Here is a 25700-nt window from a genome sequence, read left to right on the forward strand (position 1 = left end):
ATTTTAAACCCAGCGCACTGCTGTAACCAAATGAATTCGCCACTACGTTATGCCGTTCATCTAAAAAGTAGTAAGTTGGGTATCCGGGAATATTAAATTGCTGCTTTAAGCCATTATGCCTAATAGCACTCTTTGTTTGACCTGATTGCCCTGAATGAATTGGGTAACCTGTTGTTGACTTTGATAATCTAACGCGACCAAAACAACTTCCAACTCTGGATCAGACAGTTGATTAAGATTAGGGATGCTCAATTCACAAATTTTACACCAGGGTGCGAAGAAGTATACCAGCGTGCGTTTATTATATTTAAATAATGACTGAGCATTGCCGTCTATAGACAGCAAGGTCTGGTTAGCAATATTTATCGAACCATCATCATCAAGCAGATGACGACTTTGCCATTGCCCTATTGCATAAAAGATAGCCACAATAATGATTAGATCGCGGGCGAACAACAGCAGTCTAGATTTAGATATCCGCACTATGGAGATTTCCTCAAAAGCCTTCACAACTCAGCATAATAGCGGAAGTAGAATGCATGTCGAACAATAACATCGATACTAAGGGCAACCGCCAACAACTAAGCTGGCGGTTGCTAGGGTATTAGGCAGGAATAGTTGGATAAGTTAATCCGGCCATAGCCTGAACTACACGCATTACTTGGCAGCTGTAACCAAACTCATTGTCATACCATACATACAAGGTCGCACGTTTATCAGCTACTATCGTGGCCTGAGAATCAACTACCGACGCAGATCTCGTGCCGACCAAATCCGTTGAAACGATTTCTTTTGATGAGGTGAAATCAATTTGGTGCTGTAGTTTTGAAAACAACGATTGATTACGTAAAAAATCATTTATCTCATCACGGCTGGTCGATTTAGCAAGATTTAAATTTAATATTGCCAGAGACACATTTGGGGTAGGAACACGGATAGCATTACCGGTTAATTTACCGTGTAATTTTGGGTAGGCTTTAGACACAGCTTGAGCCGCTCCGGTTTCTGTAATCACCATATTAAGTGATGCACTGCGACCACGACGGTCGGCTTTGTGAAAATTATCAATCAGATTTTGATCATTGGTGAATGAGTGTACAGTCTCAACATGGCCATTTTCAATTCCAAACTTTTCATCCAATACTTTCAGCACTGGTGTAATCGCATTGGTGGTACAACTGGCAGCGGACAAAATTGTATCTTCAGGTAAAATGTCCTGATGATTAACACCAAATACAATATTTTTCACATCACCTTTACCTGGTGCAGTCAAGATAGCTTTTTTAGTACCTTTGGCTTTCAAGTGCATGCCTAAACCGTCTCGGTCTCGCCACATCCCAGTATTATCCACCACTATCGCATCTTTAATTCCGTATTGAGTGTAATCCACTGAATCTGGAGAATCTGCGTAGATAACTTGGATATAAGAACCATTGGCTTTCAATGCATTGCGTTCGTGATCAACGGTAATACTGCCATTAAAGGGACCATGTACCGAATCGCGTCGCAACAAACTGGCACGTTTCTCTAAATCTCCATCTTTGCCGCCCCTAACGACAATTGCCCGTAAGCGAAGTTTATTATTTTTTCCTTGGCGCTCAATCAGCAGTCTGGCGAGTAATCGTCCGATACGACCAAAGCCATACAGCACAACATCTTGTACAGGATGAGTATCCACTTCACCTACAATACCAGCTAATTCTTTGGCGAGATATTGGTCAATATCAAGGCCTTGGTTTTGTTGGTCATGATGATAGGCGTAAGCCAACTTCCCTAAGTCAATGTGGGCTGGCGCAAGGGTTAACTTTGATAAGGCTTCAAGAATGGGCCAACTTTCTCTTAGTCTGAGTTTCTCGCCGGTATGCAATCTAACAGTACGGTGTGCTTTAATAATATCGACAATATTAGCGCCCAACATAGGACGACCAAAAATAGATACTTCAACGGCTTTATCCCGATAAAGTTTGCCAAGCAGAGGTTGCATCATTTCGGCGTATTCTTGACGCTCCTGCCAACTGCCCATAAGTTCCTGTTCAAACTGCTGATTCATTCTTTACTACCCTAAAGTTGAAAACTTAAGTCATACCCGTCGAGGGACGAATACCAGATCGGCCGCCATTCTAAGGGCAAGTTTTCATTCCACCAAATTGGTATAAAGTTTCAGTAACTCGAGAGTTTAAATCATTCGAGACAGAATGATGGTAAATTTCCGACAAAATAGCGCTAAACAGGTGAATTAAGCCAAAGAGCAAGGTCTGACGGCCAATTTCATGTAAAAAGATTACATAAAATATTTTCAGTTCTAATCTATTTTGCTATCGAACTTGTAGCCTATAACACTGCCACAGCTACAAATAGATAGCTTGGGTCAAAAATACTGTATAGTTGAATGAGTTTTTGCTATCTAAACGGATTCAACTCACACTTCTACCAGCTCTATCTAGATTTAGCCGGAATGGGTCCGTCAGCTTTGGTCAAATTTTATAGACACTGAATTCACACAGTAACGCTGGCCGGTGGGTGCGGGACCATCGTTAAACACGTGACCTAGATGTGCATCACACTGCTTACAGACAATCTCAGTACGTTGCATGCCTAAGCTATTGTCGCTACGATACTCCACATTACCCGCTGCACTTTGGTCTGAGAATGAGGGCCAACCGCAGCCAGCATCGAACTTATCGTCAGACTTAAACAATACGCAGCCGCAACAGGTGCAGGTGTAGTCGCCAGTCGCTTCATTGTGCAATAAGTTTCCAGAGAAAGGTCTCTCGGTTCCCCGTTGTCGGGTAACACGATATTCTTCATCCGTTAATTTCTCACGCCACTGTTGGTCGTTCAGTTTCATAACATACTCCGCTCACTTACTGTTAAACTTGCATTAGGTTAATAGAGTTCGCCCCGCGGCTTATCAAGTAAAACTGGATAAAATACAGTGACTCAGTTGTCAACTAATCAACACAGTCACATAGGGGCATTTGCTAAGTTCGCTGAAAAATAGAAACACTACGGTAGGCTTGTAGGAATACGTCGCGAATTTTGATTTTGGATAAATCCGATAGCTTTTTATAACGAGTATCCAATTTCAATTGCCATATACCTGTCTCTAGTTCAGGTAAGTGGAAGCGCACGTCGTTATCAAAGGCATTGAAAATCAGCAACCAGTGCTCGTCAGTATGTTGCACACACCCCTTTAACTCGACCGCGAAGGCTTTATTGTTAGGATCATGCCAATCTTGAGCGACTTTTGTGGCACCATCGGGACGATACCAGTTAACCTCATCTACATTGTGGTGTAAGTTATAGTTATCATCCAGCAGCGATAACTCGCTCAAAATCATACTGTTTTTTCGTAAAGATATTATGTACTTACAAAAATCCAAAAAATCTTGTTGGCGTTCATTTAACTGCCAATTTAACCAATTTAACTCGTTATCCTGACAATAGGCGTTATTGTTGCCGAGTTGGGTTTTACTCAGCTCATCTCCGCCCAAAATATGCGGGATACCTTGGGATAACATCAAAGTGGTAAATAGATTCCGTTTTTGCTTTTCACGCAACGCCATAATATCAGGGTTAAGCGTAGGGCCTTCTACTCCATAATTTTCTGACAAATTATGTCCATGTCCGTCTCGATTATTCTCTAAATTTGCTTCGTTATGGCGCTTTGCATAAGTAACCATATCATGCAGGGTAAATCCATCATGGTAGGTTACATTATTGACTGAAGAGTGAATGGACCGCTTACCTTTGGGGAAAATATCTCTAGAGCCCAGCAAACGGGTCGCAAAGTCGGCGGTAAGCGCCTTATCACCTCGCCAAAACCCCCGCACTGTATCTCGATATTTATCGTTAGTTTCATGCCAATTTGATGGAAATTGTCCCAAGCGATACCCACCATGACCTATATCCCATGGCTCAGCAATGAGTTTTACTTCCGCTAATATGGGATCTTGACGTAGCGTGCGGAAAAATCCAGCGAAAGATGAGAATTCATAAGGATCACGGCCTAAACTTGCAGCTAGATCAAAGCGGAATCCATCCACTCCCATTTCGCTGACCCAATAGCGAAGAGAATCCATTACCATCTTCAAAACGTAAGGATAAGCGGTGTTAACACTGTTACCACAACCCGAATTATTCACATACTTTTGATAGTCAACCACACCATATTCGTTGCGTTCAAATAAATAGAAGGACGCATTATCAAAGCCTTTAAACGACAATATAGGTCCATCGGCAGAACCTTCAGCAGTATGATTATAGACCACATCCAAAATCACTTCTAAACCGGCTTGGTGAAAGGTGTTTATCATGGTTTTGAATTCAGCGATTGGGTCATTCACAGCGTAGCGCGGCTCGGGACTGAAGAAGTTGACTGGATTGTATCCCCAGTAATTGGTCAGTCCCTTTTGCGAAATAAACGGCTCTGGCATAAAGGCCATAACGGGCAAAAGCTGCACCGTAGTCACGCCCAATTCCTGCAAATGATTTATGATTACAGGGTGACATGCTCCCAAATATTTCCCTTGATGCGCCAAAGGCACATCAGTATGCAACTGGGTTAAGCCTTTGACATGGGCTTCATACACAATGGTTTGGCTAAGTGGAATGTAGGGCCTAGTGGATGTAGGTAAGTTTTGGACCGGTTCACTTTTGACCACTACACATTTGGGCATCATGAAGTGGCTATCACCTTGATACTGCTTTTCGTTCCAGACAATAGGTCGATTAATTCTTTTCGCGTAAGGATCAATCAATAATTTTTCAGGATCGAAACTCACACCAGTTTGGCTCTGATGGCCGCCGAACGTCCGGTAGCCATATAACTGGCCTTCCTGCACACCTGCAAGATGACAGTGCCACACTCGGCCAGTTTTAGCCATCATCTCAACACAGACTAGCGGCTCTTCGGTATCCGCTTTAAAGAAGCACAACATCACTTTTTGCGCATCGGGACAATGTACCGCGAAATTACAGCCTGAATCGGTTAAATTCGCGCCCAATGGATGGGCCTTTCCTTCGGATATTTGTATCTTAAAGTCTGTCATTGAATACTTTCATTTAGTCTTTCAATAAAATAAACATCGTTGCCAATGGTGGCAAATTGATACAAATTGAGTGGGGTTGATTATTCCAACTCTGCGGCTCAGCCTGCATCGAATCCAATACAGGATATCCGCTGCCCCAATATTTTTTATCATCAGTATTGAGCACAAGCTCATAACTGCCCGAATCAGGGACGCCAAGTCGGAAATTATCTCTGGGCACCGGTGTAAAGTTGCTGATCATAACCATTTTTTGCTTCGCATCTCTACAAGTTCGCATCATTGATAAAATGGACTGGTCGGCATTTTCGTGATCGATCCAGGCGAAGCATGCCGGCTCGTGATCACTTTCATATAAAGATGGAAAACCTTGATATATACCATTGAGGTCACGATATAGGCTTTGAATTCCTTTATGTTTATCAAATTTCAGTAAGTCCCATTGTATCGAACTGTCATGGTTCCACTCAGCAGCTTGGCCGATTTCATTGCCCATGAAATTGAGTTTTTTTCCTGGATGAGCATACATAAAACCCGCGTAACAGCGCAGGTTTGCGGCTTGTTGCCACTCATCCCCAGGCATTTTACGCAACAATGAACCTTTACCATGTACCACTTCATCATGGGAGATCGGGAGGACGAAATTTTCGGTAAAGGAATATACCATGCTAAAGGTAATTTCACCATGATGATAACGGCGATAAGATGGGTCTTTAGTTATATAATGCAAGGAGTCATGCATCCATCCCATATTCCATTTAAAACCAAACCCTAGCCCTCCTTCAAAAACAGGTCGGGAAACTTTGGGGAAAGAGGTGGATTCTTCGGCAATGGTCATGACACGAGGAAAACGTTCGTAAACGGCTTGGTTCATCCATTGCAAAAGACTAATAGCTTCATAGTTCTCATTCCCACCATCTATATTAGGGATCCACTCACCATCTTTACGGGAGTAATCCAAATACAACATAGACGCCACCGCGTCGACACGCAATCCATCAATATGGAATTTATCTACCCAGAACATTGCATTGGCGACCAAAAATTGCCTTACGGTATCTTTGCCGAAGTCATAAATGCATGAATTCCAATCTGGATGCCATCCTTTTCTAGGATCATCATATTCATACACATGAGTACCATCAAAACGGGCAAGTCCATGGCCATCCTCAGGGAAATGAGCTGGTACCCAATCAATAATGACGCCGATATTGTTTTGATGGCAAATATCCACGAAGTACTTAAAATCATCCGGGTCGCCGAAGCGACTGGTGGGTGAGAACAAGCCTACAGGTTGGTAGCCCCAAGAGCCGTCGAAGGGGAATTCAGACACAGGTAAAACTTCAAGGTGGGTATAGCCCATTTCCTTGACGTAACTAACTAAATCATCCGCTAGTTCATGATAGGTCAAATAGGTGCTGGCAAATTTTGCATCAGGTCGCTTCCACGAGCCTAAATGAACTTCATAGATGCTCATCGCTTGGTGATATTTATCAGCCTTGGTTTTTTCCAACCAAGCACCGTCATTCCATTCGTAATTGTCGTGATTGAACACCACAGATGCGTGCGATGGATATTGCTCAGCACTAAAGCCAACAGGGTCTGCCTTGTGGGGTAATGGATTACCATGTGCATCTTTTACTTGATACTTATATTTATGCCCCGCATGCACACCAGGAATGACTAATACCCAATAACCCATTGAGGTTTTCTGCATTGGATGGCAGCTACCGTCCCAGAAATTAAAATCACCTATCACTGAAACTGCTGTAGCGTTGGGTGCAAACACCGCGAAGCGAGTAACATTCACTGGCGCATCGAGGCCAACATCTAATTGCAACAGTTGAGCACCTAATTGCTGGTAGACGTTTTCCGGCGCATGGTCAACAAAATGCACCGCGTGGAAGGCCTGTTCCTGAAACTGATAAGGGTCGATTACTTCGTATTCGGTTTCGAGGTTCTCAATCCGGTAGCCATAAACCAAGCTGTTTTTAACTTTGGCAAAAGCTCCTTGAAATAGATCTGATTTTTTCCCAACAGGCTTTAAAGTCCCCACTTTTTTACCACTGACTAACTCAAACACGCTGACATTTTTAGCGCCAGGAAGCCAAGCGGTAAATTGGGTTTTATCGCCAAGCTTCTTTTTACCTAAGAAATCAAAGGGATTTGTACATTGCGCATGTTTAAGTTGGTCTTCTAACTGCATCAGTTCGCCTTAAAGTCGAAAGGCGTCAGATAAAATTGACGCCTAGACAACATAAATTAATTAAGTTTATTTGCTAGCGTTTAGTCTAGCATTGGTTAGGTTTTGTGCTAACTCTACCAGTTCTGGGTCCGTGAATATGTGCTCTAATTGGCGAGTTAACTTGCGCTTCCAATTAGGATATTCATTAAAGGTTCCAGGTATATTGACAGGTTTATCCATTTGTAACCAGTCTTCTAACTGCAAGCTAAGTAACGCACTTGACCCTCCGGCCATATGGGTTTGCATGCCAAAGTTAAGCTCTTTGCTCATACCAAGTTGATCGACTTTTTGGTCAATCCACTCAGGGATTGAAGAGTGTCCGTGCAGGCTATCCAATATTTTTTGCTTATTCTCGTGACGACTTACATATAGCTCGGCAAGAATTTCATCCGTTGGGTACAAACCCAATTCTTTACCTAGCTCTAAATCATGGCAATGCCAATAACCGGATAAGGTCGGCATATCATGAGTAGTCAGGGTTGACATGGATTGAATTGGATAATGTGAAGGTGAATAAAACCCGCCATCTTCAGCTTGCTCGAAGAAAAACACCCGATAAGAATAAACTCCGTTTTCGGCAAGTTTACTTTTTATTTCCTCAGGCACTGTGCCTAAATCTTCACCAATGACCAAACTTTTATGTCGTTGGCTTTCCAATGCTAGAATGCCTAATAAGTCATCAACTGGATAGTACACATAGCCACCGTCTTTAGCGTTGTCACCCCGTGCAACCCACCACAAACGCAGTAGTGCCATGACGTGGTCAATGCGCAACGCCCCCGATGACTTCATATTTGAGTCAAATAGGTCAATAATAGGTTGGTATTGTTGATGGTAAAGTTTGTCTGGATTCATTGGTGGCAGACCCCAATTTTGTCCTAATGGCCCCAATACATCAGGTGGAGCCCCGACACTGGCATCGGTGCAATACAAATCTTTGTTACCCCAGATTTCAGCACTTCCCTCACTGACCCCTACGGCCAGATCACGGTAGATCCCTATTGTCATCTGGTGTTTTTCGGCAACTTGGTTTGCAGCCTCAAGCTGCAGCGCTGCTTGCCACTGCAAAAATAAATAAAATTTCACTCGCGACGCGTTGGCTTTCTTGAATTTAGCTACGGCACTAGACTGAAAATCAGCATACTCTTTTGGGAAAACAGGCCAGCCCCAAGACGGTTTATTTTGTGCCGCTAGACTTTCTTGCAATGCATCGTAAACCGCAAGCATTTCTAGACTATCTCCACCTTGCTCTACGAAGGCTTTGAATTCCTTGTTTTGCTTAGTGTTTTTAGTTAAATATTTACTCTGTTGATAATTAAAAACGGCTTCCAAGGCCCTTAGTTTCAGTCGAGTAACGGCTTCATAATCAACATAATCGACATTTCTAGCATATTCTAAGGTAGCGGTGAACTCAGCATCATTAACGATTTGCTGTACGTCATCAGACAAATAACCTTCAATGGCCGTCACATCAATATAAATAAAATTTAACCAACGTCGAGAAGATGGGCCATAAGGGCTGCAAGCATTAGGGTTTGCTGGATATAAAGCGTGAATAGGGTTGAGGCCAACAAACTGGGCACCTTTTTTTGCTGACTCTTCAACCAATTTTGCCAAATCGGTGAAATCCCCTACTCCCCAGTTAGTGGCGCTTCTGAGACAATATAACTGGACACTTAAGCCCCAAATTTTGTTACCTTGTTCAATTTGCTCAGGGTGATAACAAGATGCAGGCGCCATAATAAGACGCATGGACGAGATGATATCTCCGTCCTCGGCCATTAAACGTAAAGTGTGATAGCCAATGGTTAAGCTCAATTCAATCTTAACGAGGTATTCTTGGAATTCGATCTCATCTATCAGACTTGTATTGATCAAGTCACCATCGATAGGCACAAATTTTTGGCTTAATAGATCGCCATTTTCACAAAGAATCGATAGCTCAAAATCATCATTCACCAACTCAATTGGCAATCTCACCGTAATGTATAAATCTTTTGCTTCACGATTGACCTGAACCGGATTCAACGGCGACATCCACATCTGTTGAAATTCTACTTCAACTTGCTTTTCTAAAGCATCGCTATCCTTGACTTGATAACCCATAGCTTCTAGCAATTTGCTTTTGCTTTGCTCGTTGACCCGCGCAGGTTTTCCCCATGCATCGATGTAATTAGATTCTACACCCTTAAGTTCCACAAGCTTATCTATTAACGGAGATGTCATGCTAGTTAGTGTCCTGTTTAAAATTGACTAGACTATTTGGTTAAACATTATCAACTAAGTTGTGAAATAAACGTTATTGAATACGTTTGCATAGTTATTTTCGTAATAAAATAACATTTTTAGGCGAATATTTTGCCTTATTGATGAGAATGATCCATAATTTTTGTAATTATCTTACAACAAACATCTTAGTTTGACATAGAGGAATTTACATGGCTATTAAAGTTGGAATAAATGGTTTCGGCCGTATTGGACGTTTTGTTTTCAGAGCAGCCTGTGAGCGCGCAGATATTGAAGTGGTCGCAATTAATGATTTGCTAGATGCGGATTACATGGCGTACATGCTCAAATACGATTCAACCCACGGTCGATTTAATGGTGATGTGGCGGTTGAAAATGGCCAATTGGTGGTTAATGGCAAAAGTATTCGAGTGACCTCTGAGCGCGATCCTGGGGCATTAGCATGGAATGATGTAGATGTTGACGTGGTTATTGAAGCCACTGGCTTATTTTTAACTGACGATACTGCCCGCAAGCATATACAAGCAGGCGCTAAAAAAGTAGTCCTGTCTGCGCCTTCTAAAGATGCAACGCCCATGTTTGTTATGGGTGTTAATCACAACGATTATGCCGGGCAAGACATAATCTCAAATGCGTCTTGCACCACTAACTGCCTTGCTCCTTTAGCCAAAGTGCTAAATGATAATTTCGGTATTGTTGATGGACTCATGACCACAGTACATGCAACAACTGCTACGCAAAAAACCGTAGATGGCCCATCTCATAAGGATTGGCGCGGAGGCCGTGGCGCCTCACAAAACATTATCCCATCGTCTACCGGAGCCGCGAAAGCGGTTGGTAAGGTTATCCCTGCGCTAAATGGTAAGTTAACGGGTATGGCGTTTAGAGTACCTGTTGCTAATGTATCAGTGGTCGATTTAACTGTAAACTTAGCTAAGCCTGCTAGCTATGAAGCTATTTGTAAAGTTATGAAAGATGCTTCACAAGGTGAGTTAAAAGGCATTCTAGGCTACACTGAGGATTCAGTAGTATCACAGGATTTTAATGGCGACACCCGTACTTCAATCTTTGATGCCACAGCAGGTATTGCCTTAACAGATACCTTTGTTAAAGTCGTTTCTTGGTATGACAATGAAATTGGCTATTCAAATAAAGTACTAGACTTGGTCGCGCATATTAGCAAGTAATATTATTAGTGACTAAAAGGCGACCTTTGGTCGCCTTTTTTAATGATAGGAATACATTCATCATGCAAGATTCTCCATCCGTTAGTCAAAAAACAATTGATCAGGTTGACACAGTTTATATCGATAATGCATTTGCCACGGCTCAAATTTCGTTGATGGGAGCGCATATACTAAGTTTTGTCCCTAAATCAGATCAGCGTGACCGGTTATGGTTAAGCGATAGGGCGATTTTTGACAATAAAACCCCAATTCGCGGCGGCATTCCAATATGTTGGCCTTGGTTTAGCGATGCACATAATCAAGTTCGCCAAGACTTGCCCTCTCACGGCTTCGTCAGGACGCAGCAATGGACCCTCACCAGTTCACAAGACACAACACAGGGGACAAGCCTTACTTTTACGCCTCAGAACACCCAGGGCCCAGGCTGGGATCAACCGTGCGAACTGTCCCTACATGTGTTGGTAGGAAAGTCATTGATTGTCGAGCTTATCACTAAAAACACCTCTGCAGATGCATTTAAATTTAATTGTGCGCTGCACAGTTATTTCCGAGTAAGCGATATCAATAATGTTGAATTAACCGGTTTAGATGGTCCATATTCGGACAAAACTCAGGACTGGCAAATGTTTGATACACCTGAACCCTATCAGTTCAGCGCGGAAACCGATCGCATCCACTTGTGTGAGAGTCCTGAAGTAAAAATTGGTGATACACAATCAACCCTGATCAAATCCAGCGGACATGACAGTATAGTGGTATGGAATCCATGGCAGCAAAATAGTACTAAGATGAGAGATATGTCTGATGATGGCTTTTTGACTATGTTATGTATAGAAACAGCATTGACACAGGAATTTATTTTAGGTTCTGAAGAGGAACATAGATTACGACAGGAAATTTTCTAACGAAATCTAAAATGGCGGAGTGGACGGGACTCGAACCCGCGACCCCCGGCGTGACAGGCCGGTATTCTAACCAACTGAACTACCACTCCGCTATATAGATTTCGAAGATGTTTTGCTGGCGGAGTGGACGGGACTCGAACCCGCGACCCCCGGCGTGACAGGCCGGTATTCTAACCAACTGAACTACCACTCCATTCGCAAAAACTACAACACAAGTTGGCGGAGTGGACGGGACTCGAACCCGCGACCCCCGGCGTGACAGGCCGGTATTCTAACCAACTGAACTACCACTCCGCTGCTGTGTTGCACTTCCGGGCTGACTGAGTATTTAACCCCTCGGTCAACCGCGGCGCAGATAATAAGGGTTCACCTTAGGGGAGTCAACCTGTTTTTGTTGGTTTTTATTCTTATTGAATAAGCTATGAGCATTTTGCTTTATTTTTATTCAAACCGCTAAAAAAAACAGCATTTCCTAGGGGGCTAAATCCACTTCTTGCAAAACGGAGCTTGCTCACAAAGTTATCCGCTAACTAAGAGTCTTTCGGCAGAGACAAATCTATAATGCCGCTGTCCTCAGATTCTGCAACATTGACATCAGTGGTTGCGGGTACTTTGTTTTTTTTAAATAATCCCTTTACCTTGCCAATGGGATTAAATTTAGCGGACTTGTTTTTGGGAGGTTTCGGCAATTTAGCTTTTTTCACACCTTTGGGTTTTAAAAAGAACCAAATTAAGCCTGCCCCAGCAAATAGTACAAAGACGTTTAGGCCAATGATCAAGGTCCAAAATAAGCCCGCAGACATGCTATCTTCTAACACTTCTTCGGTTGTTAGCTTTTCCGTGTCATCCGTAACAAGGTTCGTCGAAGTAGCTTTAGTAGGCTCTAGAGCGTCGGCTTGCTCCGGCATCTGTTCGTCGCTAGCGACAAAGGGCACCGGCTCTTCAACTAAATGGGTAAATTCCGGCACATCTAGAATGAAGTCTCGCCCAGTAGTAGTACTACCATAAGCGGTCAGCTTTATCCGATAAACCCCTGACTCATAATTAATAATAAGATGTTCACGAACACCTGGTATCTGTTCGGTTAGGGAAAAATTTTGCACGTCGCCATTGGGAAAGCGTATTTTGCCATCGATGAGCAGAGTTTTCATATCCACGTGTTCACGGTCTGCATCTATGAGGAGTTTGTGATAGCCATCTCCCCCGCCGTTTTCTTCAAAATTTATTTTGATCGGGTTTGGATATAGCATCAACGGACGACCGACCTGCTCTCTTGTCAGCATAGGCGTGCTGACAACAAACACAGGAGTCCATTCCCCATCGGCAATGGACAAATTGAACTGACCAGTAAAAATTCCATCAAGGGGCGTCTCGTCCATACCGCGACCATTATCTTCGAAGGTTGCGATGCTTTGCTTGGCCGCCCCAAAATTATTGTAATTTGGATTGTTGGTGCTGATGAAGGTTATATCTAGCGATACTACATCTCGAAACTCAGCATTATTAATGGGCTCTTCACCATTGGTTAGGCGTGCGGTTTGCTTTAATATTTCACCGGAGAAAAGTATGTCAGGTAAAGGATCAGCATTTAACTTCACATCGCTCAATACCATGACCCGACTGTTGGGTAAAATTTGTCCAACCGCTTGCCAGGGGCCTGGCATAGGATTTTTAATATTGATCAGATCATAAGTGGCGGAGTCATACCAATAGACTTTTTCACCATCGGCTTGAATCTGGAAAATTTTAGAGCCATCGGGTCTGACTAGCACCACTGGACGGCTGCCATACTCTCGGAAAAATACCATAGTGATGTCTTCAACTTGATAATCTATCCGAAATCTATTTTGCAGTAATTTAATACTGTTGTGGTATTCATCCCCTAACTGAATGAGGGGATTTTCAGGGTTCACTGGCTCAGTTTGTTGCCCATTTGCTGGCGTAAACGCGAACCAAAAAGCCGTTAGAACGGCTAATCTAAAAGCGCTGAACTTATTGGTATTGACGCCAGATACACGACCCACTGCTTTCCTCAATAATTTTTAAACGTTGTTCATGTTGTGTTAATTCATCGGCTGAAGCTTGAATTACCTTAAATGCTTTTCGATCTGTGCTTAGACGTTGAATAGCTTCTTGTTGTTGAGCGTTCTTATCATTTTGTTGTTTACCGGATAAATTCAAGTCAGTTTGGCCACCTGTCATCAACAGGTAAACATCTGCTAGTATTTCAGCATCTAGCAACGCACCATGCAGTTCTCGGTGAGAGTTGTCGATACCATAACGACGACATAAAGCATCAAGATTATTTTTCTGGCCTGGGTGGAAATCTCGCGCTAATGCAAGGGTGTCAAGCACGGTGCATATATCGGCTGAGCGCAATGGATTGACTGGTTTCAATAGAGCAAATTCATGGTCCATAAAGCCTATATCAAAAGGAGCATTATGGATAACCAGTTGAGCGCCTTTAATGAAGTCGACGAAACCATCATAAATTTCGTGAAACTTAGGTTTGTCGGCCAAAAACTCATTAGTGATACCGTGGACTTGAATCGCTTCTTGCTCCACTTCCCTATTTGGATTGATATACACATGAAAATGATTACCGGTTAACTTGCGATTAATTAGTTCCACGCAGCCAATTTCAATAATTCTATGACCCTGTCTTGGGTCAATACCGGTTGTTTCTGTATCTAATACTATCTGACGCATTACCTGTATTACTCATGTACTTTTCACTAATAGAGCCATTATACTTGCATGCATTGTTAAATCACCAATAATCGCATGAAACAAATTCATATATATACAGACGGGTCTTGTCTTGGCAACCCAGGACCAGGTGGCTATGGCGCTATCATGATTTTCAACCATCACCGCAAAGAGATTAGCCAAGGTTTTAAACATACCACCAACAACCGGATGGAATTATTGGCAGCCATTGAAGCATTGGCGACCTTGAATGAGACCTGTACTGTAACCTTAACTACCGACAGCCAGTACGTCAAAAATGGCATCAATCAGTGGATTCAGAACTGGAAAAAGAATGGTTGGAAGACATCCGCTCGAAAACCTGTCAAAAATGCCGATCTTTGGAAAAGGTTGGATGAGCAAGCTAGTAAGCAAAAAATAACTTGGAAATGGGTTAAAGGCCATTCAGGACATCCTGAAAATGAACGCTGTGATGATATTGCCCGCCAAGCAGCGGAAGGTAAAAACTTACTTGATGACATCGGTTTTGAATAGATAATTTAACTGCAACAATTGGGAGACTTTTACTTCTCCCAAATGCCTATCAATTTGCCCATAGTGTCATTATTCTCCAGCCGCAAATGTGCTTGAGCAATATCCTCGGCATTTATTACCGTATCAATAGTTGCAGACAGTTCACCGCTGTTAAAACCCGCTAAACAGTCGCGATTAAAATCCGCAATCAGTTGGGTTTTATATTGATCCGTTCTACTGCGCAGGGTTGAACCCATAATCTTAGCGCGCTTGGTTAACACTTGCGCCATATCCAATGGCTCAGTGTAACGTCCACCAAGTAGCGCCAAGTGAATAATAACACCATCTAAATTCAACACTTTGAGGTTTCGGTTAACATAATCTGCGGCGACAAAATCAATGATCACATCGGCGCTAAATTTTTGCTCTGTTAAGACCTCAACAAAATCTTGTTGTTTATAGTTAATCAGTAGATCTGCACCTGTATTTTTGCACTGGGCTAATTTCGTTGCAGTTGAACTGGTCACAGCAACTTGGCAACCATGACGTTTTGCCAATTGTATAGCGGCCAGTCCCACGCCACTAGCCCCGGCATGGATCAATACACGATGCCCGGGTTGTAAATTGGCGATAGTAAATAGACTTTGGTAGGCGGTTAAAAACACCTCAGCGATCCCAGCCGCTGAACTGAAATCCACATTTTCAGGTTTTGTAATCAAATGTGTTTGGTCAACATTCACATACTCAGCATACCCTCCACCGGCGACCAACCCAAATACCATATCCCCTACTTTCCAGTTATCCGCTTTATCGCCCAAAGCGGTTACCCTACCCGCAACTTCCAAGCCCAAAATCGTGCTTTCCCCAGCTGGTGCTGGATACTTACCCTGTCGCTGCAGGGTATCGGCTCGATTAACGCCAAATGCCTGGACCTTGACCGTCACTTGATTGGCTTTAGGTGGGCTCAAGGTGCCGTCCTGAATACTCATTTGTGTGGGCGTACCCCCAGAAACATATTCTACGTATCGCATGGGTTGTGAGATGCTCATTGTTAATGTCCAAAATACACGTCTGCTAGCTTGATGTGCTATATTCGCTTTTTTAATCGTTAAAAACCAATTTTGATTTAGGAAATATATGTCCGCATCGCTTATTTTACATCCCGGCCGTGAAAAATCGCTGTTACGCAAGCATCCTTGGATCTTTGCCAGCGCGATTCAAGAATTCAAAGGAACCGTCAGAAGCGGTGATACGGTTGATATCCTTGACTCCAATAATCAATTTTTAGCCCGAGGCGCTTGGTCACCGAAATCTCAAATACAGGCCCGAGTTTGGACCTTTGATAAAAATGAAATTATCGACAATGGTTTTTTTCGCCGCCGAATTGAACAAGCGATTGCGTTGCGCACCCCGATTATTGCTAAACATGGTTTAACAGGATATCGCATCGTGGCCGCAGAATCGGATGGCTTGCCGGGGATCACCATAGATAAATATGCTGATGTGATCGTATGCCAACTTTTGAGTGCGGGCGCTGAAAAGCACCGGGCTAAAATTCTATGGGCCCTGACCAAGTGTTTTCCCGATTGTTCGGTGTTAGAGCGCAGTGATGTCGCCGTGCGCGAAAAAGAAGGGTTACCGCAATTGACTCAAGTATTACATGGCGATGTACCTGACGAAGTCGTCATCGAAGAAAATGGTATTAAAATAATTGTCGATCTAAATAAGGGGCACAAGACAGGATTCTATCTGGATCAACGAGATAACCGTCAAATTGCAGCCTCTTATGCCAAAGATAAAGAGGTATTAAATTGTTTTTGCTACACAGGCACATTCTCCAGTTATGCCCTGACGATGGGAGCGAAAAGCGTAGTTAATTTAGATGTTTCGGACAACGCACTCGCCACAGCTAAACGCAATATGGAAATCAATCAATTACCATTAGAAAAAGCTGAGTTCGTTAATCAGGATGTATTTCAGGCACTGCGGGAATATCGAGATGCCGGAAGAAAATTTGATATGATCATACTCGATCCACCAAAATTCGTTGACTCTAAGGCATCGCTTAACAGGGCATGTAGAGGGTACAAGGATATCAATATGCTGGCGATGCAGATCCTCAATCCTGGCGGGCTGTTGTTTACCTTTAGTTGCTCAGGTTTATTATCTTCGGATCTTTTTCAAAAAGTTGTGGCCGATGCGGCACTTGATGCTAACCGAACCATGCACTTCTTACAAAGATTAGGTCAAGCCCCAGACCATCCAGTGGCAAGTAATTATCCAGAAGGATTTTACCTAAAAGGCTTTGTTTGCCGAGTTGCCTAAGCCAACAGAGCCAATCTTCACAAGGCTAATTGGATTATTTCATCTCGTTGATTTCAACACCAATTATACAACTAGAATCTGACACGCTGTCACATCTCACCACTTTTGCTTTAGCATTAAGTGATGGGATTTGGCTGCTTGTAGACTCAATAGATACATCTACTCGGGTACCTATTTCAACGGATTGTTCTTCAACTTCGAATGACATGCCCGTCGCGCTGATATCCTTACACACTGCCTGCAGCGAACGAGTAGATTCATCATCGTGAACGGTCAACTCACAGGGTGAATTCAACATCATGCGAAAAAAGTTACGTTTATCGTCGTATCCCAGCATTTTCTACCTCAATTTAGCGAATTGTGTCCAATCACTTTTATAGGGTGCATTGTCTGCAAAGTCAACGATGTTTGCTTAAAATCCCTGCAATTGATTTTCAATCCGCTTAATAGAGATTGGAAAGGCGGTCCCTAACTGCTGCGCAAATAGTGACACACGCAATTCTTCGATCATCCATCTTATGGCTGCTAACGCATCTGGTATTGGCTTACCTTGTGGGATTTTTTGCAAGCTAACCTGATATTTGGCCTGAATTTTTTCGATGCTCAACTGATGCATACGATCCTTGTGTGGATCTATGGGTAGCTTCTCTAAACGCCGATCAATGCCATTAATATAACGATTCCAATCGTCTAGTCTTGCATAGCCAATTTGCGCCACGAATCCAGTAAACACTAATGAATTAAGATGTTGTTTAATATCCCCTTGGGCGCTGATCAAATCCAGTGATACTGAGCCTTTAAGACGTTTCTGAATTTTATGGGCTTGAGTCAGTCCAGTTTCTACTTTTTCGGCAATTGCCAATACGCGATCATTGATTTCGCTGCGCACATACTCTCGTGCTTGCGCGAACAATTCAGGACTTCTTATCTCAGTTTGGTTCTGTTTCTGGAAACTGTCTAACAGACTGTCTATTCCAGCATCAATGCAATCATCGATTAAGTTTTGAATTTTGCCAAAGGGATTGAAGTAGAGCCCTAATTTAGCTTTATTGGGCAGTTTGTTTTGCAGATAATTAACCGGTGAAGTTATGTTCAACCTTATCAACTTGCGCAAGCCTATTTGATGCTGCGCTTGAGCTTTTTCCGGGGTGTCAAACAACTTGATCGCCACCCCAACTTTATCCGGTATCAGAGCAGGAAAAGCCCTTACTTCATAGCCTTGAGAGTTGTCTAGATACTCTTTTTCAAGGGTATCAAACGACCAATCCGTCAGCTCTTTCTGTTCCACCTCGGGACTCGCCGCTTGCTGAAGGGTTTGACTAACCTTACCTTTCAACGCCTGTTTGAGTTGATGTAGGTCACGGCTTTGTTGCAGCACCTTCCCCCTGCCATCGATGACGATAAAATTGAAACGTAAATGAACCGGCAGATTAAGCACATCCCACTCATCCAACTCAACTTTGACCCCCGTCATTTTTAGAAGTTTTTGACTCAAGGACTCAATAAAAGGGAGCGGATGTCCACGCTTGTCAGTGTTCGCCATATCATCCAAACAGGCATCCGCATAATTTGGAGCCGGCACAAAATTACGTCTGAGTCGCTTAGGCAATGATTTGATCAGCGTCATAATAAGTTCATGGCGAAAACCAGGGATCAGCCAATCAAATCCGCTTTCGTCTACCTGATTTAAAATGGGTAACGGAATTAGTACACTGACGCCATCATCAGCCTGATTGGGTTCAAAACAGTATTGCAACGCTAAGGAAAGATTATTTTGCTGCCACACCTTAGGAAAGTTCCAATCATTTATGTCGGCTGCATCATGCTTTTTGAGTTGCTCCAAATCGAACTTGAGATTTTCTTTGATAGCCTGATCCGTGCGCTTCCACCATTTACTAAAGCTTACTTCTGAACAAACATCAGCGGGCACAATGTGATCATAAAATTCATATAGTGTCTGCTCGTCAACTAGTACATCACGGCGTCTAGATTGGGCTTCGAGCAAATGCACTTCATCAATCAAACTATGATTGAACTGCAAAAATGGCATATTCAACTTGGTATCACCATTGATCAGCGCCTGACGAATAAATATTTCTCGACTTATCTGCAGATCGATTTGGCTATAGGACACCCGTCGATTAAACACAATTGCCAATCCAAACAACAAGACTTTTTCGAAAGCCTGCACCGCGCCGCGGCGTTTAGACCAAGATGGCTCACTATATTGATGTTTAGATAAATGGCCGGCCAAAGGTTCTATCCATTCTGGCTCTATCTTGGCAGCGACTCGGCCGAATAAGCGCGAGGTTTCCACCAGTTCCGCAACCATGGTCCATTTCGGCGATTTACGGGCAAGGGCAGAACCGGGGAAAATAGCAAATTTACTGCTGCGTGCGCCTAAGAAGTCACTGTCTTTATCTTTAAAACCTACATGGGATAACAAACCGGATAACAAAGCAGTATGTATGGCTTGATAATCCGCTTGATTAGCGTTGAGTCGAATGCCGATATCTACAATGGCCTTTTTTAGCTGGCTGACGATGTCTTGCCATTCACGCATGCGGAGGTAGTTAATAAAATTTTGTTGGCACCATTTTCTTAGCTGACTTGATGACAAGGCTTGTTGCTGTGCTTTGAAACCGTTCCATAGATTGAGATAAGCAATAAAGTCAGATTGTTTATCTTCATATTCCTTGTGTTTTTCATCCGCTGCAGCGCGCTTTTCCTGAGGTCTCTCGCGTGGGTCCTGAATACTCAGGCCCGCAGAGATAATGATTAGTTCAGATACGCAAGATTGCTTAGCAGCTTCCACCACCATCCGACCATAACGAGGGTCTATGGGTAATTTGGCAATTTGGCGACCAATGTGGGTCAACACAGACTTACCATTGCGCTTCTCAATGGCTTGTAATTCTTCCAACAATCGAAAGCCATCGTTGACGAAGCGGCTGTCTGGTGATTGCACAAAGGGAAAGGCTTGAATGCCACCTAAATTCAGCGACAACATTTGCAATATAACCGATGCTAAATTGGTGCGTAAAATTTCAGGATCGGTAAATTCATCGCGGTTATTAAAATCCTCTTCTGAATACAATCTGATACAGATACCTTCAGATACTCGACCACAGCGCCCTGCCCGCTGATTCGCAGACGCTTGAGAAATCGCTTCAATGGGCAAGCGCTGAACCTTGCTGCGATAGCTATAGCGGGAAAGACGGGCAAACCCTGGGTCTATGACATATTTGATGCCAGGCACAGTTAACGAGGTTTCAGCAACGTTGGTGGCCAACACTATGCGTCTAAGTCCATGGGGCTGAAAAATACGGTTTTGCTCTGCAACAGATAAACGCGCATACAAGGGTAGCACTTCGACCCCTTTAAATTGTCGACGTTTAAGGGCTTCTGCGGTATCTCTAATTTCCCGTTCACCACTGAGAAATACCAACACATCATCTTTGGTTTCGCGGTTCAGCTCTTCAATAGCAGCGATAATACCTTGAGTTTGGTCAAGGGTTTGCTCAGCCTCATTCAGTGGCCGATAGCGCATTTCCACCGGATAAGTACGCCCACTTACTGAAATAATTGGCGCATTATCAAAGTGCTTTGAAAAACGTTCGGGATCAATAGTGGCAGAGGTAATGATGACTTTGAGATCGGGACGCTTCGGGAGCATCTGCTTCAAATAGCCCAGAATAAAATCAATATTTAAGCTTCGTTCATGGGCCTCATCAATAATGATCGTATCGTATTGGTTTAACAATCGATCATTTTGAATCTCGGCTAGCAAGATACCATCAGTCATCAACTTCACATAAGTATCATCACTGACTTGATCAGAAAAGCGTATTTTGAAACCAACCTTACTACCTAGGGGCGTCTGTAATTCGTCCGCAATTCGGTTCGCTACAGTTCTGGCTGCCAGTCTTCTCGGCTGCGTGTGGCCAATAAGACCATCGATACCCCGGCCTACTTCGAGACATATTTTCGGGATTTGGGTAGTTTTACCCGAGCCGGTTTCACCGGCGATGATAACCACTTGGTTATCTCGGATCGCTTGGGCAATATCGTCTCTGTGCTCACTCACTGGCAGATCTGGGTAACTGATATGCGGCAGGTTATCAATGCGGGATTGACGCTTCTGCGCTGACATCTGGATCTCAGCCAACAACTTATCCAGCTTGGTGGCTAACTCAGAGGGTGCAGACTGTTGGAGACGCTGCAACTTTTTGCGCAGGTGAAACCTATCAGCCCCCACACACAGTGAGATCCGCTGACGTAAGGAAGATAATAATTGTTGGTCTGTTTGAGCACTTTGAGACAAAGGAAACCTAGCTAAGATAAACAAAATCCGCTGGATCCTAGAAGAATACGCACAAAATTACCAGAATTGCCGGCCCGTTAAGCCTCACTTTCAGCTGAAATTTGCAGGAATCCCTCAGGGATACAAGAAATTACATAGGATAATCATAGCCTTAGCTGATAAAACAAGAGAATTTAGGTTTTGACTAAGTTGATATATTTATTCTGCTTGTTGCTATGGATTGAGTTTATTTTGCGCCAATTAGCATAACGGCAGTAAAACCTGCTGCTATGCTGATCTTTTAAATCACTTTAACACCTTGCCAAGGTGGGACCTAGGCGATTTTCTAAGTGCGCTTGTAACCATCTCGCAGTTGTATATCAATGGCATATAACACATCTGCTCGGCTTATTGTGCCAAGGAAATAGCCGTCATCATCTACCACAGGATAGACTTTGGGTTTTTCTTTTAGTATTCGCTGAGCAACCTCAAGAATTGAGTCGTATTCTTTAACCGACAAAACTTCCGTGCGCATAATATCTTTCACCCGAGCGACCTGTTCGCGATAATAGCTGCTGGTAATCATCCGTTCAATGCAATCTTGTTCGGATAAAAATCCCACCACCTTTCGACGTGAGTCCAGCACTGCGCTACCTGATTGCGTTCCAGTTAATAAACGTTCTACAGCCTCAGCTACTGGCATTTCAGTAGTGAAGGTAACGGGACGACGATTCATATAATGACTGACTTTTAATGACTCCACTAAGCCTCCTGTTTGGCAAACTCTTAAGTTTCGACCTGCTACTTTAAAGATAGTCATAACTGCTTAAAAAACCTAACTTATTCAATACTTTTTAACGAAAATAAAAGCGAACAGGCCGGTTTGCACTAAAAACAGCCTAAAATCCCTTCGATAGCGGCTTGTTGGCAATAACTGAGATTGTGTTTAGCCGCTAAATCTGTTCAGATATGACTATCAAGATCAACACGTTTCCGCCCGCTGAGGCTGTTCAACAAGGCACACGATTTGACCGATACTATTTTGTGGCACGACTATGAAACCTGGGGGGTAAATCCGCAAAAGGATTTTCCGAGTCAGTTCGCCGCTATCAGAACCGACTTAGAGCTTAACCCGATCGAAAAACCTCTCAATTGGTATTGCCAGATACCCAATGACTACCTACCTCATCCTCAAGCAGCGCTAATCACCGGTATCACGCCCCAATTGACCCTGCGTGATGGGGTCAGCGAAGCAGAATTTATCCGAAAAATTCAATTGGAAATGGCCCGGCCAAATACCTGCACTGCAGGATATAACAGCATTAGGTTTGATGATGAAGTAACGCGCAACAGTTTGTACCGAAATTTGTATGATCCTTACGCCAGAGAATGGCAAAACGGAAATAGTCGATGGGATATAATCGATCTAGTCCGAGCCTGCTATGCACTGAGGCCAGAAGGCATCAATTGGGTATATAAAGAAGATGGTTCACCTAGTTTTAAATTAGATCAGCTTACGCAAGCAAATGATATTTCCCATCAGGACGCTCATGATGCATTGTCTGATGTAACGGCCACCATTGCATTGGCGAAATTAATCAAACAAAAACAACCTAAACTATTCCAATACGTCTTTGACCTTCGACGAAAACAAGCAGTGGGTCAGCATATTGACATTCAGAATATGGTGCCCTTGGTACATATCTCTTCAAAATTACCTGCTATCAACGGGTGCTGTACGTGGATAGTCCCTGTTGCCTACCACCCTACAAATAAAAATGCGGTAATCTGTCTTAATTTGGCCCTTGACCCGAGTCCGCTTTTTAATATGACGGCAGAGCAAATCAAGGCAAAACTCTATCAAGCATCTCATTTATTAGATGAGGGTGAACAGCGTTTGCCAATTAAATTAATCCATTTGAATAAGTGTCCTATTATCGCGCCGGCCAAAACCCTAAGCGAGGAAAATGCTGAGCGACTGCAGATTGACCGGCAACGTTGTTTAAAACATCTTGCATTAATAAAAGCACAACCCTCGCTGGCTAATCTGTTAAGTGAGATGTATCAATTAGAAGAGCAAGCTCGCAATACACCAGATGTGGATTTCGCACTCTATACAGGGGGGTTTATCAGTGATCGTGACCGTAAAACATTGCACCAGATCCACGACACACCTGAAATGCACTTAGCAGCCAAAGATTGGCAATTTGAAGATGCTCGACTCAGCACTATGTTATTTCGCTACCGCGCTCGCAATTTTGCCAATACCTTAGATGAAGCAGAAGTACTAAAATGGCAGCGCCATCGGGAGTACCGTTTGACCGACCCTGACTCTCCAGCAAGTATAAAACTTTCTGAATATATCCAACAGCTTGAAGTGTTATCTGAAGCCAATCAGAACAACCCTGACAAGCAAGCGATTTTACGAGCGCTGTATGATTATGCAGAAAATCTTTAAACAACAACGAAATTAGTTATATATTTGGTAAAATAGTCGATATGGTATTGACGCGTTAATTTTTAATACTTCCGGTGGTATGAATGAAAGGGATAGATTTTCAACTCGACGACTCCAAAAAATACTTGAATGTGGTGATAATGCCACAGGAAGTTCCTGGGAAGTTGGACGTAAAAACACTGATTAAGCTTCTTAAAAACAGTGAGTTTCGCAACTGTGACTTTTCCGAAGACGACATCACCAATGCTTACAATCAGTATTCCAAAGCGAAAGCAGAAAAAACCCCCTATCCGATAAAGGTCAATATTGCCGAGTTAAAAGATGCGGTAATTAAGTTTCGTATCGAAGATAACGATATGGTTGCATCTTTGAGTATCACCACTGCCTTTGGCGGTCATTCACCATCACCGAAAGAATTACTCAAAATAGCCGCTGAGAAAGGCATTAAACGCGGGTTAAGTAAAAAACGTTTACGTACCATGGCTATTCAAGCCAAGAAAGCCGCACCTGGAGAAGTCGTAGAAGACGTTGTTGCTAAAGGCCTTCCAGTTAAAAACGGCAAAGAATCCAAGCTCAAACCACTAGTACCTAATGCCTTAGAGCGTATCCTCAAACCTCAAACATCTGGTGTTAGCCGCGTCGATATGCGTAATTTAGGTGACGTCATCTGTGTCAAAGCTGGCGCGGAAATTTTACGCCGTCAGCCTCCGACCAAAGGACGCAATGGTTACACCGTTAAAGGCACTCCGTTAGTTTCAAAACCTGGTGGTTGGGTCAAATTCAGACCAGGTGATGGAACAAAAATCAGCGATCATGACGAAAATCTATATATTGCTGCGATCACCGGTATGCCGAAATTTCAAAATGATAAAATGTGGGTTGATGATACCTTTATTTGTAAAGGCGTAAATGTAGGTACAGGTAACATCAAATTTGATGGCGCCGTTTTAGTCAACGGCGATGTTACTGAAAAGATGGAAATTACTGCCAGTGGTGATGTGACGGTAAATGGTTTTGTCGAATCTGCCACCATTATTGCCGGAGGTGACATCATCATTACCGAAGGTGCCATGGGGAAAGTAAACGAAAACAGCACAGAATTCAGTACTAAATTAATTGCCGACGGTGGTATTCACGTTCAACACGGACAAGGACTTAACATCAAATGTAAAGGCAATGTCACCATTGGTCGACAACTGGCTTACAGTAAAATTGAATGTGGCGGCAGCGTTATTGTTGGTCCCATTGACAAGCCAAACGGTAACCTCTTTGCCTGTGATATCCAATGCAATGCTGAGATTATCGCCGGTACCTTAGGAGCCGTTTCAGGCAGCCACCTAAACATAGATTTCAGCCCGGGTTTTAACAATTTAATGGAACGCAAAGACACCATTGATGAATTACTCGATCAGATGCGTAGCAATAACGTGCGGCATAATGACAAGATGGACTTGATCCGCAGTAAGAAAATCCATCCTGATTTACGCCGCAAATTGCAAGAAGCAGAAGAGTTGATTAAAAATGAAAATCAGCTTTTGGAGTGGCTGGAAGCCAAAGCAGAATTAATGAAATACGCCAAAGATGCGTATCAGCAAGACATAATGTTGGTGGCAAATAAGCGTCTCTATGCAGGCGTAGTGGTAAAACTCAACAATCGCACTTGGCGGGCGGAGCGAGAGTACGCAAAAGCGAAAATCCATTATGAAGGCCACCAATGGAACTACGTCCCTCTAGTGTGATTTAGTCAGTTAATGTGGGCC

18 protein-coding genes and 3 tRNA genes are annotated in these 25700 nt (G+C 43.2%); 6 read left to right on the forward strand and 15 right to left on the reverse strand.

Annotated elements, in window-relative coordinates; translation table 11 throughout:
- Positions 1-105: 105 nt before the first annotated feature.
- The 6 genes from QR722_RS10765 to malQ all read right to left on the reverse strand — a co-directional run bounded on the left by QR722_RS10765 (position 106) and on the right by malQ (position 9519).
- Entirely contained in the window at positions 106-483 is a 378-nt protein-coding gene (locus QR722_RS10765) for a TlpA disulfide reductase family protein (protein WP_286282849.1), read from the reverse strand.
- A gap of 121 nt (positions 484-604) precedes the next feature.
- Positions 605-2050 carry a glyceraldehyde-3-phosphate dehydrogenase gene (locus QR722_RS10770; protein WP_286282850.1) on the reverse strand — a complete coding sequence of 482 codons (1446 nt, stop codon included), beginning with the start codon at positions 2048-2050 and terminating at the stop codon, positions 605-607.
- A 414-nt stretch (positions 2051-2464) separates the two neighbouring features.
- Positions 2465-2848: a peptide-methionine (R)-S-oxide reductase MsrB gene (msrB, locus tag QR722_RS10775; RefSeq protein ID WP_286282851.1), complete on the reverse strand. Its 384-nt coding sequence runs from the start codon at positions 2846-2848 to the stop codon at positions 2465-2467.
- Between the two features lie 133 nt (positions 2849-2981).
- Positions 2982-5051, reverse strand: a complete 2070-nt coding sequence (glgX, locus tag QR722_RS10780; RefSeq protein ID WP_286282852.1) for a glycogen debranching protein GlgX — start codon at positions 5049-5051, stop codon at positions 2982-2984.
- A gap of 13 nt (positions 5052-5064) precedes the next feature.
- Complete coding sequence (gene glgB, locus QR722_RS10785; protein ID WP_286282853.1) at positions 5065-7254, reverse strand: 1,4-alpha-glucan branching protein GlgB; 2190 nt, start codon at positions 7252-7254, stop codon at positions 5065-5067.
- 66 nt (positions 7255-7320) lie between these two features.
- Positions 7321-9519, reverse strand: a complete 2199-nt coding sequence (malQ, locus tag QR722_RS10790; RefSeq protein WP_286282854.1) for a 4-alpha-glucanotransferase — start codon at positions 9517-9519, stop codon at positions 7321-7323.
- Between the two features lie 212 nt (positions 9520-9731).
- On the opposite strand from malQ, the gene gap reads away from it, so the two are divergent.
- A complete protein-coding gene (gene gap / locus QR722_RS10795; protein ID WP_286282855.1) occupies positions 9732-10727 on the forward strand; it encodes a type I glyceraldehyde-3-phosphate dehydrogenase in 996 nt (331 codons plus the stop codon).
- Positions 10728-10789: 62 nt separating this feature from the next.
- Positions 10790-11632: a D-hexose-6-phosphate mutarotase gene (locus tag QR722_RS10800; protein WP_286282856.1), complete on the forward strand. Its 843-nt coding sequence runs from the start codon at positions 10790-10792 to the stop codon at positions 11630-11632.
- A 12-nt stretch (positions 11633-11644) separates the two neighbouring features.
- Here QR722_RS10800 and QR722_RS10805 read toward each other — a convergent pair.
- The 5 genes from QR722_RS10805 to dnaQ form a co-directional block, all read right to left on the reverse strand.
- Positions 11645-11721: transfer RNA gene (locus QR722_RS10805), tRNA-Asp, on the reverse strand.
- 27 nt (positions 11722-11748) lie between these two features.
- A tRNA-Asp gene (locus QR722_RS10810) sits at positions 11749-11825 on the reverse strand.
- Between the two features lie 24 nt (positions 11826-11849).
- Positions 11850-11926, reverse strand: a tRNA-Asp gene (locus QR722_RS10815).
- A gap of 236 nt (positions 11927-12162) precedes the next feature.
- The gene (locus tag QR722_RS10820) at positions 12163-13656 is read right to left on the reverse strand and encodes a TIGR03503 family protein (RefSeq protein WP_286282857.1); all 1494 of its coding nucleotides are present in this window, start codon (positions 13654-13656) and stop codon (positions 12163-12165) included.
- On the reverse strand, positions 13625-14341 hold the full coding sequence (gene dnaQ, locus QR722_RS10825) for a DNA polymerase III subunit epsilon (RefSeq protein ID WP_286282858.1): 717 nt from the start codon (positions 14339-14341) through the stop codon (positions 13625-13627). The genes QR722_RS10820 and dnaQ overlap by 32 nt, the downstream gene beginning before the upstream one ends.
- A 75-nt stretch (positions 14342-14416) precedes the next feature.
- Here dnaQ and rnhA point away from each other — a divergent pair, with 75 nt between their 5' ends.
- Positions 14417-14875 carry a ribonuclease HI gene (rnhA, locus tag QR722_RS10830; protein ID WP_286282859.1) on the forward strand — a complete coding sequence of 153 codons (459 nt, stop codon included), beginning with the start codon at positions 14417-14419 and terminating at the stop codon, positions 14873-14875.
- Between the two features lie 29 nt (positions 14876-14904).
- On the opposite strand, the gene QR722_RS10835 is transcribed toward rnhA, so the two are convergent.
- Positions 14905-15885 carry an NAD(P)H-quinone oxidoreductase gene (locus QR722_RS10835; protein WP_502872469.1) on the reverse strand — a complete coding sequence of 327 codons (981 nt, stop codon included), beginning with the start codon at positions 15883-15885 and terminating at the stop codon, positions 14905-14907.
- 106 nt (positions 15886-15991) lie between these two features.
- Between QR722_RS10835 and QR722_RS10840 the strand changes: the two genes are divergently transcribed.
- Complete coding sequence (locus tag QR722_RS10840) at positions 15992-17179, forward strand: class I SAM-dependent rRNA methyltransferase (protein WP_286282861.1); 1188 nt, start codon at positions 15992-15994, stop codon at positions 17177-17179.
- Between the two features lie 34 nt (positions 17180-17213).
- Here QR722_RS10840 and QR722_RS10845 read toward each other — a convergent pair whose 3' ends face one another.
- The 3 genes from QR722_RS10845 to QR722_RS10855 all read right to left on the reverse strand — a co-directional run bounded on the left by QR722_RS10845 (position 17214) and on the right by QR722_RS10855 (position 22245).
- Positions 17214-17516, reverse strand: coding sequence for a PilZ domain-containing protein (locus tag QR722_RS10845; RefSeq protein ID WP_286282862.1), 303 nt, complete (start codon positions 17514-17516; stop codon positions 17214-17216).
- A gap of 75 nt (positions 17517-17591) precedes the next feature.
- Positions 17592-21503 carry an ATP-dependent RNA helicase HrpA gene (gene hrpA, locus QR722_RS10850; RefSeq protein WP_286282863.1) on the reverse strand — a complete coding sequence of 1304 codons (3912 nt, stop codon included), beginning with the start codon at positions 21501-21503 and terminating at the stop codon, positions 17592-17594.
- Positions 21504-21828: 325 nt separating this feature from the next.
- The gene (locus QR722_RS10855) at positions 21829-22245 is read right to left on the reverse strand and encodes a CBS domain-containing protein (RefSeq protein WP_286282864.1); all 417 of its coding nucleotides are present in this window, start codon (positions 22243-22245) and stop codon (positions 21829-21831) included.
- Between the two features lie 264 nt (positions 22246-22509).
- Here QR722_RS10855 and sbcB point away from each other — a divergent pair, with 264 nt between their 5' ends.
- A complete protein-coding gene (sbcB, locus tag QR722_RS10860; protein WP_286282866.1) occupies positions 22510-23940 on the forward strand; it encodes an exodeoxyribonuclease I in 1431 nt (476 codons plus the stop codon).
- Positions 23941-24023: 83 nt separating this feature from the next.
- Complete coding sequence (locus QR722_RS10865; protein ID WP_286282868.1) at positions 24024-25679, forward strand: flagellar assembly protein A; 1656 nt, start codon at positions 24024-24026, stop codon at positions 25677-25679.
- The last annotated feature ends 21 nt before the right edge of the window (positions 25680-25700 follow it).

The organism is Aliiglaciecola sp. LCG003 (genome assembly GCF_030316135.1).
Lineage (GTDB): Bacteria > Pseudomonadota > Gammaproteobacteria > Enterobacterales > Alteromonadaceae > Aliiglaciecola.